Below are 16,999 nucleotides of genomic sequence, written 5' to 3' on the forward strand. Positions count from 1 at the left end.
GCCCGTGACACCTTGAGGCCCGGTACTACCTGTGACGCCTGTAACGCCCTGAGGTCCAGTATTGCCCGTGGCACCCGTGATGCCCTGAGGCCCAGTGTTGCCTGAGGCTCCCGTGACGCCTTGAGGCCCGGTGATGCCTGAGGCACCCGTGATGCCTTGAGGCCCGGTACTGCCTGAGGCACCCGTGATGCCTTGAGGCCCGGTACTGCCAGTGACTCCCGTTACGCCTTGAGCACCGGTAGTCCCTGTAACACCTGTAACAATTAATTGATAATCATTTGAAGAACCAGGTAGCCCCTGTGGGGAATCTGATAATACCTGATAAATGGAGCCTTCATAGGAAATGAGCATATTTCGTTGATATGTTGGTCTAGCATTTTCTGAAAAAGGGATGGCTTGTTGTAATCCAATCCTTGTGGGGCCTTGTGGTCCTGTACTACCAGTTGGACCTGTTGGACCATGTAAGTGGTGAGAGTTATATGCTATACCATTAATTAAATTGTTATTAAGATGAATTGATGGGTTTCGATTTTCCTTGCCTAAATGCCAAAATTCACGCACTTGATCACCTCATCATAGCGTACTGTAAATATTATGATATAACGACAACTTGTATCTTGTGTTTACTAGGTGTTGTAAAGTACAACATTGCCACCGTTATAACTGAAATACGAATTGTAAAGGAATGTTTAGATAACAGGTGATTCAAATAAACACGACAGGTTCGTTGGACGGTGAGATTGGTCCGGGTCGTGATAATCGTGGTGAAGTGCCGTTTGATGTGAACGCTTCTGATGAGTATGAGTTTATCTTTGAAAATCCATTCACGAGCGGGCAAGCAATCTGGACGATTACAGATTTAGAATGATGATTCGGCAGGCGAAGGCCTGCCTTTTTTGTTTAAATTTGGGTGAGATGGGCATCTTAAAGAAAACGATTGTGGAGGAATGTTCGGATGAAGAAGTATAACATGGCTAGCTTGTCGATCCTTATCGCCCTCGGACTCGTTGGGTGTGGCGGTACGGACGACGGAACGGTAGAAAATGAACAACCGCCGATGGAAGAGTCTACACCGACAGAAGATGAGGGTATGGCAGGCGACGAAACAACCGGCGGTTGGCACGAGTCGCTGTCATTTGAGGAATTTCAATTGGATGTCGAGTACAAAAGCGAAGAGTACGAAGTGGATTACGATTACAACAACGGCAACCCCGAAGCAGAAATTCAAGACACTAGGGGCGGATCAAACATCCAGGTAGCAGGAGATGAAGCCCTTGATCAACTTGCCTCTATTCTGCCGGAACTCGACATTGATGAGCAAACCTCGCCAGATGAGCTGGTTCAAGCCGTCGTGGAAGCGTTTGATTTAGATGAGACCTATGACGAACTCGACGTCGATGTAGAATTTTTCAACAACGAAGAAATTGAAGCCGAAGAAGATCAGAATCAATGAGACAAAGCCCGTGCGGGAATCGCACGGGCTTTACACATGTAGAGTCGGCCGGGTTGGATTGGCCAAAACCGTTCTCGAGTTGAGACAAGCTGTTACCGAGTTCCCTGCTTTATTCCGCAGAGCGGAAACATTTGACTAACTCGGTAACAGAATATATGAACTAGGGAACAGATGCAGTGAGTCACGCTGAAAAACCACGTCGGCGCGACGTTAGGTGCTTGGGAATATGAGCAAACCCCCGGTGAATCCTTGGATTCACCGGGGGTTTGTTAATGATATTTGTTTTCTGAAGCAGGATGCATGAAAATTTGCCGGTACAGACCGCCGCTATCGTCCATTTTCCATAAGAAACTCGTAAACAGATTCTGGCAGTGGAATGCCACTTTGCTTTCTTGTTTTAGCCGTTTGTGTCTCAATTTCGCCTGGAACAAAGACTCCTTCGTTGCCTTCAATGGCTGGAATGGACCGAAGTTCACGGATCATCATGTCCATGCGTTTTGTGAATGTTTCCAAGTGTGTGAACACACTAGGGTCCAGCGCCAAAACGAAGTGACCAAGTTCGCGATTTTGTCCATAGTCTCCATACATTTTAGATACGTGTGGGCCAAAGGCGGCTCCTGTGAGTAATGCTGAGAATATTTCCACAACCATCGCAAGACCATAGCCTTTCGGTCCACCAAAGGGTGTGAGGGAGACGACTTGGTGAGGATCAGTTGTAGAGTTTCCGTCTTTGTCTACGCCCCACCCTTCAGGAATGGATTGCCCTTTTTCTTTTGCTTGTAGAATTTTTCCTAGAGCGACTGTACTCGTGGCGAAGTCTAGAATGACGGATCCTTCTTCAGCAGACGGGAAGCCAAAGGCAATTGGGTTCGTACCGAAAAATGGCTCTGTACCACCAAACGGAACGACCACTTTGTCTGTATGGGTCATGGCAAGGCCAATCATGCCAGCGTCTGCAGCTTGCTGTACGAAGTAGGAGAGCGCACCGCAATGACTGCTATTTTTAACCGCGACAGCACCGATGCCTTGTTCTTTTGCAATCTGGATGGATTGATTCATCGCTTCTTTTGCGATGTAATGACCAAAACCGTTGTTTCCATCAAGGATCCCTGTACTTGGGGATGTTTTTGTGAATGTCGGCTCTGCATGGGCATCGAGACCACCTTCAGCTACTCGTCGAAGATAATGTTCAACCCGAAGCACGCCGTGGGAATCAACACCACGTAAGTTTGCGTGCACGAGCACGTCGGTTACATGTTCTGCGATGTGCTTTGGAATACCACCCCGCGTAAAAGCCGTTGTCGTAATGTCTGTTAGCTGTTGTTCTGTGAGCGTACTCATTCATTAATCACTCCTTAAGTATGTAAACGCTTTAAAATAATAGTAGCATACTTGTATGGTAGTGTGGTAGCATCATTTTTAGGAGGTGAGAAAAGTTGAATCGGACAAATTTTAAAGGATCAACCCGAGAGTATGTGTACGAGAAGATCCGTGAATCAATATTGAGTCTCGAGCTTACGCCGGGGACGGTCATTTCCGAAAAAGAAATCTCTGATGATTTGGAAGTGAGTCGGACACCGGTCCGTGAAGCTTTTCTTAAATTAACTGAAGATGAGTTGTTGACGGTTTTGCCACAAAGAGGTTCATTTGTCACACTTATTGACTTGGATCATGTTGAAGAAGCCCGTTTTCTTAGAGAGCAAGCAGAAGTAGGGATGATGAAGCTCGCATGCCATTCTTTTCCGGAATCGAAACGATTGGATATGTTGGCAAACATTGAAAAGCAAAAGCTTGCCAAGGAGAAAGAAGATGAACAAGCCCTTTTTTTGTTGGATCGCGATTTTCATTTGTTCTTAGCAGAAGGTACAAATAAAAAACGTGTTTGGCAAGTCATACAACGTATGGATGTGCATTCGCAAAGATTGCGTAAGTTGAGCATGAATTTGAAGTTGAATTGGAACCTCCTCATTGAACAACATGAAGCGATGGTTCAGGCAATTGAGCAAAAAGATGAACGAGCTGGAATGGAAATTATGCACGAGCACTTGACGTTGTTGCAGTATGACCAATCCCCGCTAAAAGCGGAATTTCCGGATTATTTTCAATAAAAACCTCTATAATCAAAAAAATTATCATTTTCTTGATTTGCACAGTTGCTGCTTTCCTTGCAAGCGAATGGTTTTACTCTAGAGCGCAAGGGCGACATCGGTGGCCAAAGTACGACCCCCGTGTTTTCTTTATACTCCAGAGCATAAGGGAGATACGGTTCACGTTTCTGCCTACTGGCTGCGGTGCGTAGAAACAAGTCCAAATGCCTCATATATTCATTTAAGTGACACTTGGCATAGAAAAATCATCATTTTAAACGTGGATGCGCACAAAAACGGAGTCACCGGTCACAAATCGCGATATAAGTGACAGTTGAGAGCCGAAAGTGGTCGGTGTAAGCGTTGGATTGTCACATAAGAGACAGGGCATAACATTCTTTGTGCCAGGTGGTGGCCCTCGGTCACGTCTTTTTGCCCTTCGACCAACGTTTTCCGTGTTGCCCGCAACCCTTGCAGTGACGAACAACGTTTGGGACCGAAGTAGTCGAAGGGAAACGAGATGAACTTCAACAGACAATATGTAGGCGTTTGCCCGTAAAGACCGATTTTAATCCTGGGATTTAGTGAATTTCTTTAGTTAAACTTATATAGAAAGCAGGTGTAGGCAATGTGGAAAGGGTTTTTGGCTTGTGTCTCTGGTGCTGTGCTGCTGCTCGGTGGATGCGCAGCCGAAACGTCCTCCTCCTCAAAAGAGGACGTTACTCGTTGGAAAATGACACACATTTCTGATTCGAGTCACTTGTGGCACCGAACAGCCGAAGAGTTTGCTGAACTCGTCGAAGAAAAAACAGACGGTGCTGTTGTGGTTGATATTTTTCCGAACAGTCAGTTAGGCAGTGAAGTAGATAACATCAACTCCATTCGCTACGGTGCAACCGACCTCACGATTACTGGAGAGACGTTAGAAGTGTGGACGCCAAACGCGGTCATGCTCGCCGTACCGTACGCATTTGAAGATGAGGACCATATGCGTCGTGTCATTGAAGGCCCATTAGGTGGCATTATTGAAAGCGATATCGAGCGTGATATTGGACTCACACCTCTTTTTTATATGGAACGAGCACCAAGGAACTTAACGTCGAATGTTGAAATTAATACGCCGGAAGATTTGCGCGGGTTTAATATGCGTGTACCAAACGTACCGTTATTTTTAGATGCGTGGTCACAAGCAGGGGCACAACCACAAGTGCTCAGTTTGAACGAAGTGTTTACCGGATTGCAACAAGGGGTGATCGACGGACAAGAGAACCTAATGACTTGATTGAGAGCAACGGGTTTTATGAGGTGCAGCAATACTTAAATGAAACCGAGCACGTACGTTCATGGATTTATGTAGTCGTTGGTAGCGAGCAATTGGAAGCGTTGCCAGCAGACCAGCAAGCGGCGGTCAAAGAAGCAGCGGCTGAAGCAGAAGCGTATGCCCAAGATCTTCATGAGGCAGAAACTGAAGCAGTACGGGAACGATTAGATGAGCAAGGCATGACCTTCAATGACGACGTGGATCAAGAAGCGTTTCGTGAAGCAATGATGCCAGCACTGGAAGAGTACTTCACAGAAGAACAGAACGAGTTGTACTTAGATATTCTCGCTGAAGGTGAAGGAGGAGAGAGTGAATGAAGCAGATGGAAAAAGTCGATGCGACACTTGGAACAACGACGATCCTATTATTTGCTGGTTTATTGCTCGTCGTCGTCATTCAAATCCTGAGCCGGTATTTCCCTTATGATTTTACGTGGACTGAAGAGCTTTCTCGCTACTTATTTGTTTATTCAATTGTGACGGCAGCTCCTTTGGCTTTACGAAAACAAGAATTTATCCGCATTGACATGTTAATTCTAGCACTTCCAAAATCAATTCAACGAATCTATGAAACCGTCATTAGTGTGCTTATTATTTTATTTTCAGCGGTACTTTTCGTGTTTGGTCTCCAGTTTACGGGATTAGGGTTAGATTTCTACGCGCCAACACTAGGAATACCTATGGCCTATGCGTATGCGGCTGTACCGATCCTCGGTTTATTGTTAATCGTGTATGGGGTTGTGACCATCATTGAACGCCTGCAAGGTGCCTATGACGAGAAAGGAGAAGAAAGCTAATGGCTATCCTCGTCATCGTATTGTTTTTATTACTCATTGCTCTTGGAATACCGATTGCGTTTAGCTTAGGGATTTCATCACTCATTTACTTACTCGTTGCCGGCGTACCTCTCACAGTCATTCCGCAAACGATGTTTGCCGGAATTGATTCATTTGTCATGCTAGCGATTCCAGCCTTCATCCTTGCAGGAAACTTAATGAATGCTGGCGGGATTACGAATCGAATCATTGACTTTGCTAATGCGGTTGTCGGGCGCATTCGCGGGGGACTTGCGCTAACGAACGTCGCTTCTTCCCTCGGGTTCGCCGGGATTTCAGGTACGGCGTTATCGGACACAGCGAGTATCGGATCAGTTATGATTCCAGCGATGAAAAACAAGGGTACGGGTCGGGTTTTCAGCGGCAGTTACCTCAATTTCATCAACAGTTGGACCGATGCTTCCTCCGTCGTTGCCGATGATCATTATCGGTACGCTCGCTAGCATTTCCATCGGTGATTTGTTCCTTGCCGGAGCGATCCCTGGTATTTTGCTTGCGATTGGATTTTTAATCGTCACATACATCATTAGTGTGAAGCGCCAATATCCAAAAGGGGAGAAGCAGTCACTTTCTACAATTGGAAAAACGTTTTTAGGGGCGTTTTGGGCGCTAATTATGGTCGTTATTATTCTTTGGGGGATTCTTGGTGGGTATTTCACACCAACTGAAGCTGCTGTCGTATGTGTGATCTATGCGTTTCTCGTTGGAAAATTTGTTTATCGAGAGTTAAATCTCAAGCTAGTACCGTCCATCATTAAAAACACACTCATCTCAACGGCTTCCATCCTTTTGCTCGTAGGATTTGCGAACACGTTCGGCTGGATTCTTGTCAGTGAAGGTGTGCCGCTTGTTATAGCTGACGGCATTCTCTCGATTACAGAGAACCCGATTTTTGTTATTTTACTCATTATTCTTTTATTGCTTGTGCTAGGAATGTTTATGGAGACCATCGCGGCACTTGTCATTTTGTTCCCCGTACTACTTCCGGTTGCGACAAGTATTGGTATGGACCCGATTCACTTCGGTGTCGTCATGGTGCTCGCACTCATGATTGGACTTTCCACGCCACCGGTCGGGGTTTGTTTGTTCGTAGCGTCATCATTTGCAAAAGTGCCAATTACAGTAACGGTTAGAGAGTTGCTCCCATTTTTCGCTGTTGCGATTCTCGTTCTACTCATCGTTGCGTACGTACCACAATTATCACTATTTTTACCCGGACTATTTGAGTAAAGGATGATGAAGATGAAAGCCATTCAAGTAAAACAACCTCACCAACTCGACATCGTTGACACGGAACGCCCAAAAGTTCAAACCGAAACGGACGTCATTGTACGTGTAACGACGGTTGGAATTTGTGGTTCGGATATGCACATTTATCACGGAAGCAACCCGTTTACCGTTTACCCTCGAGTCATTGGACATGAGGTGGCAGGACGTGTTGAAGAAACGGGTGCTGCTGTTACAAACGTGAAAAAGGGCGACCTCGTCGCCCTAGAGCCGATTCGCTCGTGTGGCACGTGTTATGCATGTAAGAACGACCGCCCGAACGTATGCACAGACCTCGTCGTGTACGGCGTGCATGCTGACGGTGGCATGAGCGAATGGATGCGAGCCGATCAGAGAAATTGGCACCCGGTCGAAGATCACGTGACTGAAGAAGCTGCGGCACTTATTGAACCGTTGACGATCGGTGCGCAAGCTAGTTTTCGTGGAAACATCCAGTCTGGGGACACTGTACTCATTATGGGGGCGGGCCCGACAGGCATAGCTTGTCTATTGCTCGCAAAAGAGCGAGGGGCGACAGTGTGGATGTCAGATTTCAATACGAATCGTCTTGATTACGCAACGTCTATCGGAGCAGATCGATCATTAACCCGGGAACGACAGACGTGGAAGAAGAAGTGACAAGAGCAACGGATGGCGAAATGATGAACGTCGTCATCGATGCGGTCGGCATTACGAGTACGTTTGAGCAAGCGGTTCAACTTGCATCAGTTGCCGGAACGGTCGTGACGTTAGGATTTAATGAGCAGCCGTCACACATTCCTTCTTTTCAACTTACAAAGAAAGAATTAAACGTTGTTGGCTCTCGACTACAGACGCATCAATTTCCTGCAGTGATTGAAAAAGTCAATGCTGGCCAGTTGAAACCAGAAGCGATCATTTCCCATCGGTTTCATTTTAAAGATGTTAAAAAAGCATTCTCTCTGTTGGAAAATGAACCTGAGAATGTACGAAAAGTCGTTATTGAATTTTAGTGGAAGGGGTTGAACGCGATGAGAATGACATTTCGCTGGTACGGAGAAGGCAATGACTCCGTTACAGCCGAGCAAATTAAACAAATTCCTGGCATAGAAGGGCTTGTGTGGGCTCTTCACGATCAGCCAGCAGGTAACGTGTGGCCACTGGAAGACATCATGCGTGTCAAAAAATACGCCGATACCCACGGCTTTCATCTTCACGTCGTGGAGAGCATTAACGTCCATGAAGACATCAAACTCGGCGCTGACACGCGAGACCGTTACATTGAGAACTACAAGCAAACGTTAAAAAACGTTGCTCAGGCAGGCGCACGCGTCGTCTGCTTCAATTTCATGCCGGTATTTGATTGGACAAGAACCGATCTTTTTAAACAATTAGAAGACGGTTCTACTGCCCTTTTCTATGAAAAAGCGAAAGTTGACCGGATGGATCCGTATGAGTTAATCGAACAAACGACGGACTCTGAATTCACGATGCCTGGGTGGGAGCCGGAACGCTTGAAGACGATCGAACACTCACTTCGAGCATATGAGCAAGTGAGTGAAGAAGACTTATGGGCGAATCTCCACTATTTCTTAGAGCGAGTATTGCCAGTCGCAGAAGAAGAAAATATTAAACTAGCCATCCATCCAGACGATCCACCGTGGTCTGTGTTTGGCTTGCCAAGAATTATCAATAGTGAAGAAGCGATTGAACGGTATTTGGCCATTTCCGACAGTCCGTCTCACTGTCTTACGCTGTGTAGCGGTTCACTCGGGTCAAATCCGGCAAACGATGTCCCTGCGATCATTCGCCGCTTTCATAATCGCATCGCATTTGCTCACATCCGAAATGTTCGTATCTATGAAAATGGGGATTTTATTGAGACGTCCCATCGAACGAAAGACGGGTCCGTTCCAATTGATGACGTCGTCAGAGCGTATCACGAGTCAGGTTTTACAGGGTACGTCCGCCCCGACCACGGCCGACATTTATGGAACGAACAATGTCGCCCAGGGTATGGGTTGTACGACCGGGCATTAGGGATCATGCACTTATGGGGTCTTTGGGACGCTTATGAACTTGTTGAAAAAACGAATCAGGAGGCGAAATCACATGCTCCCTAGACATACGAATTTAAAAGGGAACGTCGCAGTAATTACAGGAGGCAGTGGGGTGCTCTGCCGCACTATGGCAAAAGAGCTCGCGCGCCAAGGTATGAAAGTCGCGATACTAAACCGAAATGTAGCGAACGGTGAAAAAGTCGCCGAACAGATCAACATTGCAGGCGGAGAAGCTGTGGCTGTCGGATGCGACGTGTTAGACGAAACGAGCATCGCTGCCGCTTACGCGCAAGTAAAGAAAACGTTCGGCGCGTGCGACCTGTTAATTAACGGTGCTGGTGGCAATCACCCCGACGCGATCACCGAAAAAGAAACGTACGAAACTGGCGATCTAGAAAGCGATATTCAGTCGTTTTTCGATCTGCAATTAAGCGGATTTGATCACGTGTTCCGGTTAAACCTCGTCGGGACACTCTTGCCTACACAAGTATTTGCCCGAGACATGACATCAAGCGGGGGCACAGTCATTAACATTTCTTCCATGTCGGCCCCGGCCCCGATGACGAAAGTACCGGCCTACAGTGCCGCCAAAGCTGGTATCGACAACTTAACAAAATGGACAGCTGTCCATTTTGCAGAGACGGGTATTCGTGTGAACGCAATCGCGCCAGGGTTCTTCCTCACTGAACAAAATCGTGATTTGCTCACCACCCAGACGGGGGACGTACCGAACGTGCCAACAAAATTATTGATCATACCCCGCAGCGACGTTTCGGTGAACCCGAAGACTTACTCGGCACGTTGCTCTGGCTTGCCGATGACGAAACGTCACGCTTTGTCACTGGTATTACAGTCCCGGTCGACGGAGGGTTTATGGCATACTCCGGCGTGTAAAGAAGTCAAGCCTCTTGCAATGGTAAAAAGTCACCGTTGCAGGAGGCGTTTTTTTAATGCCGGTATATCTTGTGCTTTTCAAAATAAAAAGCAACCCTATTATACAAGGGCTGCCTAGTCGAATTCTTTCCAAAACTCGCCTGTATATTTGTCAACATAATAGCGGTTTAATGTCGCGATGTGTGACGGATCACCATCTTCGTCTGTAACCGACTCCACCGCGCGAATCACATATTCATTGTCGTCATTAATCCCGTCATTCATAAAGCCGTAATTTTCAGCTTCTGTTTCAAAGTCATTGCTCACAATGCCGATTACTTCTTCTTCATCGAGTATGTGCTCCTCTTCTGCTTCCACCTCTATCGTTCCTTGTTCTTCCATACGCTCACTTGGTTCAGACACCAATTCTCCTGCAACAGATTGAGACAAAGCCGCAGCGCTGAAGATTGATAAAGCTTGCAATGGATTCAATCAGACCATCTCCTTGCCTAACGATTCCCTAAAACATGAAAAAATCAACCCAAAAAATGAAAATAAATCTAAATTTTTGTATTTTGTTAAGCTATAATAAATATATCAAAATGAATAAGGGGATTATGTTAATGAGAAAGAATTTTTTAGTACTTAGCCTTGCAGGCGCCTTGGGTGCAGCAGCGTACTCAGGTCCTTCGGAAGTAAACGCTACTTACGATTGCCACCATGACATCATGGGACCGATTTTTGAAGATGTTTGTCATGGTACGACACACTCTTCCGAGATTCGTGAAATGCGAGATCGTGGTATTCTGACCGGTTATTCGGATGGCAATTTCCACCCAAATGAAACGATCATTCGCGGGCAGGTTGCAACATTAATGACGAGAGCTTTTGATATCCCTGTCCCTGATACCGTTTCAGAAGATCTTTATCCAGATGTGTCGTCAAGTCATCATTATGCACCTGTCGTCAAAGCGGTAACCGATGCAGGAATTATGACAGGCAGAGAAGGCAACTCAGTGTTTGATACAGGAGTCACTTTGCATCGTCAACAGATGGCGTCGATTCTCATGCGCGTGCTTGATATGAACGATGTTGAACGAGCAGAAGGAAATGGAGGACAAGTCACTGACTTGGACGATGCTCTTGCTGTGCATCAAGACAACATTCAAGCATTGCAAGCACATGGAATTACACAAACAACAGACGGAACATTTCGCCCAATGGAACCGGTCTCTCGTAGCCAAATGGCAACCTTTATCGAAAGAACGTTAGCTGTCCTCTATACAGATGAACTTGGGTTGCAATCTATGGAAATGGTCGATCCATATACGTTTAACATTCATTTTAACCGAGATATTCGCGATGTAGAATGGGATGCCGATGATTTTAGGTTACGCGGAAACACGGAACATTTGGAAGTGATCGATGATCAAACATTGCAAATTCGGACCGATTATAGATTGAATTATGGACAGGCACTTGTTTTGTACTATCAAGATCAACGTACGACACTCTCATACGAAAGAGAACGATCCGATATACGAAATGTGAACGTAGACATTAATGGAGCTCGTGTAGATGTGAGCGGGAATTCCCAGTTGACTTTGATGATTCAGGTTTTTACATTGTTTTGGAAGGTCCTGATGGTTTTGAGGAAAGTGCAGAAAAAGGGGCTGGATTGCAAATGAATGGGCATCGATTTGAGGCTTCATTTTCTAGACTCGTGCCGGGCGATTATATCCTCCTGTTAGACTCAAGGAACTACGGCAGAGAGGAATTCGAAATTACTATCGAGGAGTTTGATCCTACGTTTAGCCGAGTGGATGCTACGACAGACACGATTCGAAAAGAAGCAGGTCAAACATTGCAATTTGATGTAGACGGGCTGGAACTTTCAGTGGATGAATTGGCAGCTGAAGGGTATGAACTCATATTTAATCTAACCGATGGGTATGAGCTGACCGACTCATCAGGTGGATTTGACGCCTCAGAGCTTGCTCATCGGGAAACATTCAGCTACACAGTCGCAATTCGTGATGAAGAAGGTACAGAAATAACGTCCGATTCGCAAGAAGTGCTCGTCATTGACCCGAACGTTCCTGTCCACATCAGTCCGTTATTCGAACTCGATGGCAACTTCATGTCAAGATTTGTACGACTGGACCATACCGGTGCACAATTGGTGTTCAGAGGTCAAAACTACTTCTATGAATCCGTACCGACTGAGGTATTCGAATCCATAACGATTAAAGAAGTCACTTCAAGTCATCCAGAAAGTGCCGAATACGACTTAGAAGATGGATTGATTGTTCACGAAACAGGAGACACTGAACACGTCACATTTGACATCAGCTTTGAAGAAATTGAAGAAACCGCAAGCATCACACTGCCAGTGTACGGATACACGCCCGACAATTAAACAAACATGCAACAAGGCCGCCACTATATTGAAGTGGCGGCCTTGTTATGTTTTCCCAACGAGCGAGAGCCGTCAGGACTACTAGGGATAAAAACCCCATCCTTCTATATTTTTCAATCCACGCACCCATACAGGGTGCGACAACGATGTCTTTGCTCACTACCAGCAAACCGCTGAAATTTCAATCCACGCACCTGTACAAGGTGCGACCAGGTTAATCGTCTCTTCTTTTTGCTCTTTGACCATTTCAATCCACGCACCCATACAGGGTGCGACGGTACGTACGTACGAAGGTTCGTATATTGCGAAATATTTCAATCCACGCACCCATACAGGGTGCGACTGCGAAATTAAGGGTCTTTTGACCAATATCCGCTTATTCTTTCTTCTAACAACTACTTATTTCGCACATTAATGGGGTATAAACTAGCAATCATTACATACTTTCACAAAATTGACCCGATTTTTGGTGCGGGTCACCCAGGGTTTTTATGTTCGCTTCGGGTTCGCACCGGATGTGCATAGCCAATTTGAGGAAGCTTATGTAAGATGATTCGACATCGTTCATCCGCTTCCTGCAATAAAAATCATACTTCAATTCCGATCAGAAAAGTTAGTATTTTTGTTGACATTATCGCTTTAAAGTATTACGATAACTACTACTAACTTCATATTTTGCTTATCGAGAGTGACCGAGGGAATGGCCCGATGACGTCCGGCAACCTCCAATGAGGAAGGTGCCAAGTCCAGCAGAATGCAACAATTCTGAAAGATAAGTCGCGAAATTGTGCACATTGCCATTCAAGACTTTTTTCAGACGAAAAGGGTCTTTTTTTTTATTGGGTTGGGGGTCGAGAGATGATTGAAATTAACAATTTGACAAAAGTATATCAGACGAAAAAGAAATCGGTGACCGGTGTTAAGGATGTGAGTTTGTCGATTGCACGGGGAGATATCTTTGGCATCATCGGATACTCCGGGGCAGGAAAAAGTTCGTTGCTCCGCTGCATAAACGTGCTTGAACGACCGACGAGTGGTTCAGTCAGCGTAGACGGTACAGAGATGACTGGATTGAAGGGAGAGGAGCTCCGTAAGCAACGACTGAAGATCGGATGATTTTTCAGCATTTTTACTTAATTAGTCAAAAAACGGTCTATGACAACGTAGCGTTTGCGCTTCGGGCAGCAGGGGAGTCGAAAGAAGCCATCCCCGCACGGTCGACGAGCTACTTGGACTGGTTGAACTTTCCGATAAGCGTGATGTTTACCCGGCGCAACTGAGCGGTGGTCAGAAACAACGTGTCGGCATAGCGCGTGCTCTTGCAAATAACCCGGCGGTGCTCTTGTGCGACGAGGCTACGTCGGCTCTTGATCCGACGACGACGCAATCCATCTTGCGGCTGTTAAAAAATTTGAATCGAGACTTAGGATTAACGATAGTACTCATTACACATGAAATGGGTGTGGTGAAAGAGATTTGCAACCGAATGGCGATTATGCAGGACGGGGAAGTTGTTGAGCATGGGCGCGTATATGATCTATTTGCTGATCCGCAAGAAGCGCTCACACAAGAGTTCATCTCCAACGTCGTCTCATTTGAAGTGCCAGAAGAAACGCTCTCTGGGTGCTCGGGGACGATTATTAAAGTGACATTTCGCGGAACGGTAGCTGGTGAAGGCATCATCGGGATATGTTGCAACAGATTGACATCAAGGGAAATTTCTTGCACGGTGCGATTGAATACATTGAAAACCGACCGCTCGGCATCTTCATCATGGAGCTGCGCGGAGAAATTGGTGACATACAAATGGGTATCAACTACATTCAGCAACGACAAGCAGATGTGGAGGTGTTGCGCGATGGACTTTCAGCATCTCATTAATCTGTTGCCTGACATGGCAGAAGCATTTGTGGAAACGATGCAGATGATCGGCATATCTACCGCCGTCGCAATCATCATCGGTCTGCCTCTCGGCATCATTTTATTCGTCACCGACCGTGGATTGTTTTGGCAGAACGTCATCTTGCAGCAGACACTTGGCTTTATCGTCAACATCGTCCGCTCGATTCCGTACATTATCTTGCTCGTACTACTCTTTCCGGTAACTGGGCTGCTCGTCGGTACAACGACCGGACCTGTCGCGGCGAGCGTGTCCTTATCTGTGGCCGCCATCCCATTCTTTGCGCGGATCGTTGAGACCGCCCTTCGTGATATTGATAAAGGCATGATTGAGGCAGCCATTGCGACTGGGGCGACACCGTGGATGATCATGAAAGACGTCCTTTTCCCAGAAGCCCGCTCATCAATTATTCAAGGCCTTACCCTTACGATTATCAGCCTCATCGCTTACTCCGCGATGGCCGGTGTAGTCGGTGGGGGCGGCATCGGAGACCTTGCCATTCGCTATGGCCATTACCGGTACGACACAACGATCATGATCGCAACCGTCGTGTTGCTCATCGTCCTCGTCCAAGTAATCCAACAAATTGGAGACCTGATCGCTAAGCGTGTGGACAAACGAACATAAAACCGCAAGAGCTGCAAGGGTCAAAACGGGAGCGACGGTCATAGCAAATGACATTTCCCTTATGAGCTTTAGCCGGAACAGAAACAGCGTGACCAACGAATTCTGTTACGGACAGGAGCAGCGATCCTAGCAAATGCCATTCCGCCTAGGGGCACTACCCGGAACGCAAGCAACGAGAAGTAAGATCCATGTCCCAACTAAAGAGAGTATACAAATAGAGAAGGAGAGAAATCAGTTGAAAAAATCGACCGTATTCTTATTAGGAAGTGTATTGGTATTGTCCGCTTGCGGAGATGAAAGTGAAGGCAGCGAGGAGGCGGCTGGCGACATCACATTGGGAGCTACCGCCGGTCCTTATAGCGATATGTTGTCGGAGGCGATCGTGCCCGGCTTGGAAGAAAAGGGGTACTCCGTCGACATTCAAGAATTCTCCGACTATGTGTATCCGAACAATGCGCTAGCAAATGAAGAAATCGACGCCAACTTGTTTCAACACACCGTCTACCTTGAGAACTTCACTGAAGAAAACAATCTAGATCTTGTTGGGCTTATTACCGTCCCGACTGCACCGATGGGCTTGTATTCCGATGAGTACAGTGACTTGAGCGACGTTGCTGAAGGCACGGAAGTTGCGATTCCGAACGATCCAACCAACGCCGCCCGCGCCTTCATTATGCTCGAAGAAGAAGGCTTATCGAATTTGAAGACGGCATCGACGAGCTCACGGCTTCTGCTCGCGACATTACCGGCAACCCCCTCGATTTGCAGTTTGTAGAACTCGAAGCCGCACAACTGCCACGCCAAGTCGGGAGCTCAGCGCTCACTGCTGTACCCGGCAACTTCGCCCTCGGTGCCGAGATGGATCTGTTAGATGCGCTCGCACTTGAAAACATGCCTGACCAGTACCGCAACGTCGTCGCCGTCCGTGCCGAAGACGAAGACGGGCAACTTGCCAGTGACATCGTAGAGTGATTGAGTCTGAACAGTTCGAAGAAGTCATTGACGAGCAGTTCGAAGGATTCGGGAAGCCGGAGTGGATGGAGTAGCAATTTTTAGCCTTTATCATTTGAAAAAGGGTCAAAATCAAACCATAGAATTGTCTATGGTTTGATTTCTTGATTCTATATATTATTTTCGGTTTTGGAGATATTTTTGAGGAAGAAATCGGCTCATAGAATGTTCTATGAGGCGATATTTCGAATTCACTTATTCTTCTAACTTGCTACGCGCTCACATAAAGCTTTTGTTTCTTTAATCTGCAGGATGAGGCGTTTGATTAACGATAATTCGGCTTGTGCAGTCATGAGGTGATCTTGTGCGTGAATCATGACAAAAGACGGAACCGCATTCTCATCATCTTGATGCGAGATTAGTTCGGTTTGCCATTTATGACCAGCTATGAATTCTTGCTCGGCTTCTTTCAATTTTTCTTCTGCTTCACTGAAGTTTCCCTCTTCCGCAGCATCCAGTGCTTCATACGCTGCCCCGCGGGCGTTACCGCCGTGAAGAATAAGATGAGTCATCGTTTTTTCGTAATTCATCGTGTGTTTCACCTCAAGTTGTGGCAGCTGCTTCGTCTTCTGAAGACGCGCTTTGCTGCTGTTTAATCAGTTGTTTTTCATAGCGTTTGAAGAACGGATAATAGATAGCCGTTGCGACGAGCACGTTAATAATTTGGATTAAGATCGCCATAAACGAACCGCCGGTCGCTAAGAAGCCTCCGAACCCGAGCGGCACCGTGAAAGGGGGTTGGATGACGACCGGTGGCAGTATCCCTGTTGTAAACATAATGTAGTTGATTGTCACAACAACGACCGGTGCTAGTACGAACGGTATGAACAGGACGGGGTTTAAAACGATCGGCAGCCCGAAGATGACAGGTTCATTAATGTTAAAGATGGACGGAATAATGGATGTGCGTCCGACTTGCTTAATTTGAATGGAAGCAGAGAACATCATAAAGATGACGAGGCCGAGCGTAACCCCTGAACCACCGATGTGCGTGAACATGTGAAAGAACGGTTCGGTTACGATTCCCGTCGCTTCTTGACCGGCCGCAACTGCATCAGCGTTCTGCGCGAGTTGGGCCATCCAGAACGGATAGACAACCGATGATACGACGTTCATGCCATGAATGCCCATCCCCCATAACACCATCATAACAAGAATCATCCGAGTG

At 46.6% G+C, this 16,999-nt stretch carries 14 protein-coding genes, 6 pseudogenes and 1 riboswitch; of the genes and pseudogenes, 15 read left to right on the forward strand and 5 right to left on the reverse strand.

Translation table 11 applies throughout. The features are described from left to right. Positions 1 to 561: pseudogene (locus JCM19039_RS26895) on the reverse strand (hypothetical protein); the annotation flags it as partial. Positions 562 to 700: 139 nt separating this feature from the next. On the opposite strand from JCM19039_RS26895, the gene JCM19039_RS24345 reads away from it, so the two are divergent. Continuing rightward, positions 701 to 868, forward strand: coding sequence for a hypothetical protein (locus JCM19039_RS24345; protein WP_193744194.1), 168 nt, complete (start codon positions 701 to 703; stop codon positions 866 to 868). 87 nt (positions 869 to 955) lie between these two features. Next, complete coding sequence (locus JCM19039_RS09475; RefSeq protein ID WP_042426457.1) at positions 956 to 1,453, forward strand: YusW family protein; 498 nt, start codon at positions 956 to 958, stop codon at positions 1,451 to 1,453. A gap of 327 nt (positions 1,454 to 1,780) precedes the next feature. Here JCM19039_RS09475 and allD read toward each other — a convergent pair whose 3' ends face one another. After that, the gene (gene allD, locus JCM19039_RS09480) at positions 1,781 to 2,794 is read right to left on the reverse strand and encodes an ureidoglycolate dehydrogenase (RefSeq protein WP_042426460.1); all 1,014 of its coding nucleotides are present in this window, start codon (positions 2,792 to 2,794) and stop codon (positions 1,781 to 1,783) included. Positions 2,795 to 2,889: 95 nt separating this feature from the next. On the opposite strand from allD, the gene JCM19039_RS09485 reads away from it, so the two are divergent. The 8 genes and pseudogenes from JCM19039_RS09485 (at position 2,890) to JCM19039_RS09515 (ending at position 9,895) form a co-directional block, all read left to right on the forward strand. Continuing rightward, positions 2,890 to 3,561, forward strand: coding sequence for a GntR family transcriptional regulator (locus JCM19039_RS09485; protein WP_042426462.1), 672 nt, complete (start codon positions 2,890 to 2,892; stop codon positions 3,559 to 3,561). A gap of 712 nt (positions 3,562 to 4,273) precedes the next feature. Further along, positions 4,274 to 5,178 (forward strand): annotated as a pseudogene (locus JCM19039_RS09490) (TRAP transporter substrate-binding protein). Then, on the forward strand, positions 5,175 to 5,657 hold the full coding sequence (locus JCM19039_RS09495; RefSeq protein ID WP_042426465.1) for a TRAP transporter small permease: 483 nt from the start codon (positions 5,175 to 5,177) through the stop codon (positions 5,655 to 5,657). The pseudogene JCM19039_RS09490 and the gene JCM19039_RS09495 overlap by 4 nt, the downstream one beginning before the upstream one ends. Next, positions 5,657 to 6,926: pseudogene (locus tag JCM19039_RS09500) on the forward strand (TRAP transporter large permease). The gene JCM19039_RS09495 and the pseudogene JCM19039_RS09500 overlap by 1 nt, the downstream one beginning before the upstream one ends. A gap of 12 nt (positions 6,927 to 6,938) precedes the next feature. Continuing rightward, positions 6,939 to 7,601 (forward strand): alcohol dehydrogenase catalytic domain-containing protein, encoded by a 663-nt coding sequence (locus tag JCM19039_RS09505; RefSeq protein ID WP_307190219.1) that lies wholly within the window; start codon positions 6,939 to 6,941, stop codon positions 7,599 to 7,601. Beyond that, complete coding sequence (locus tag JCM19039_RS27270; protein WP_307190220.1) at positions 7,598 to 7,954, forward strand: zinc-binding dehydrogenase; 357 nt, start codon at positions 7,598 to 7,600, stop codon at positions 7,952 to 7,954. The genes JCM19039_RS09505 and JCM19039_RS27270 overlap by 4 nt, the downstream gene beginning before the upstream one ends. A gap of 18 nt (positions 7,955 to 7,972) precedes the next feature. Continuing rightward, positions 7,973 to 9,064, forward strand: a complete 1,092-nt coding sequence (gene uxuA / locus JCM19039_RS09510) for a mannonate dehydratase (protein ID WP_042426468.1) — start codon at positions 7,973 to 7,975, stop codon at positions 9,062 to 9,064. Beyond that, positions 9,054 to 9,895 (forward strand): annotated as a pseudogene (locus tag JCM19039_RS09515) (SDR family oxidoreductase). The gene uxuA and the pseudogene JCM19039_RS09515 overlap by 11 nt, the downstream one beginning before the upstream one ends. 114 nt (positions 9,896 to 10,009) lie before the next feature. Here JCM19039_RS09515 and JCM19039_RS09520 read toward each other — a convergent pair. Next, entirely contained in the window at positions 10,010 to 10,366 is a 357-nt protein-coding gene (locus JCM19039_RS09520) for a hypothetical protein (protein ID WP_042426472.1), read from the reverse strand. Between the two features lie 131 nt (positions 10,367 to 10,497). On the opposite strand from JCM19039_RS09520, the gene JCM19039_RS09525 reads away from it, so the two are divergent. From JCM19039_RS09525 to JCM19039_RS09545, 5 genes and pseudogenes are all read left to right on the forward strand, one after another. After that, complete coding sequence (locus JCM19039_RS09525; protein ID WP_042426475.1) at positions 10,498 to 11,562, forward strand: S-layer homology domain-containing protein; 1,065 nt, start codon at positions 10,498 to 10,500, stop codon at positions 11,560 to 11,562. After that, positions 11,559 to 12,293, forward strand: coding sequence for a hypothetical protein (locus tag JCM19039_RS09530; RefSeq protein ID WP_042426477.1), 735 nt, complete (start codon positions 11,559 to 11,561; stop codon positions 12,291 to 12,293). Before JCM19039_RS09525 ends, JCM19039_RS09530 begins: the two co-directional genes overlap by 4 nt. A 676-nt stretch (positions 12,294 to 12,969) precedes the next feature. Then, a riboswitch (SAM riboswitch) is annotated at positions 12,970 to 13,072 on the forward strand. A 79-nt stretch (positions 13,073 to 13,151) separates the two neighbouring features. Next, positions 13,152 to 14,174: pseudogene (locus JCM19039_RS09535) on the forward strand (methionine ABC transporter ATP-binding protein). Next, positions 14,152 to 14,820 (forward strand): methionine ABC transporter permease, encoded by a 669-nt coding sequence (locus JCM19039_RS09540; protein ID WP_042426480.1) that lies wholly within the window; start codon positions 14,152 to 14,154, stop codon positions 14,818 to 14,820. Before JCM19039_RS09535 ends, JCM19039_RS09540 begins: the two are co-directional and overlap by 23 nt. A gap of 235 nt (positions 14,821 to 15,055) precedes the next feature. After that, positions 15,056 to 15,866: pseudogene (locus JCM19039_RS09545) on the forward strand (MetQ/NlpA family ABC transporter substrate-binding protein). Positions 15,867 to 16,034: 168 nt separating this feature from the next. On the opposite strand, the gene JCM19039_RS09550 reads toward JCM19039_RS09545, so the two are convergent. Together JCM19039_RS09550 and JCM19039_RS26465 are read right to left on the reverse strand one after the other, a co-directional pair. Continuing rightward, entirely contained in the window at positions 16,035 to 16,361 is a 327-nt protein-coding gene (locus JCM19039_RS09550) for a PTS lactose/cellobiose transporter subunit IIA (RefSeq protein ID WP_042426484.1), read from the reverse strand. A 13-nt stretch (positions 16,362 to 16,374) separates the two neighbouring features. Beyond that, positions 16,375 to 16,980: a PTS transporter subunit EIIC gene (locus tag JCM19039_RS26465; RefSeq protein WP_255343649.1), complete on the reverse strand. Its 606-nt coding sequence runs from the start codon at positions 16,978 to 16,980 to the stop codon at positions 16,375 to 16,377. Positions 16,981 to 16,999: the final 19 nt, after the last annotated feature.

Source organism: Geomicrobium sp. JCM 19039 (genome assembly GCF_000698145.1).
Classification (GTDB): domain Bacteria; phylum Bacillota; class Bacilli; order Bacillales; family Marinococcaceae; genus Geomicrobium_A.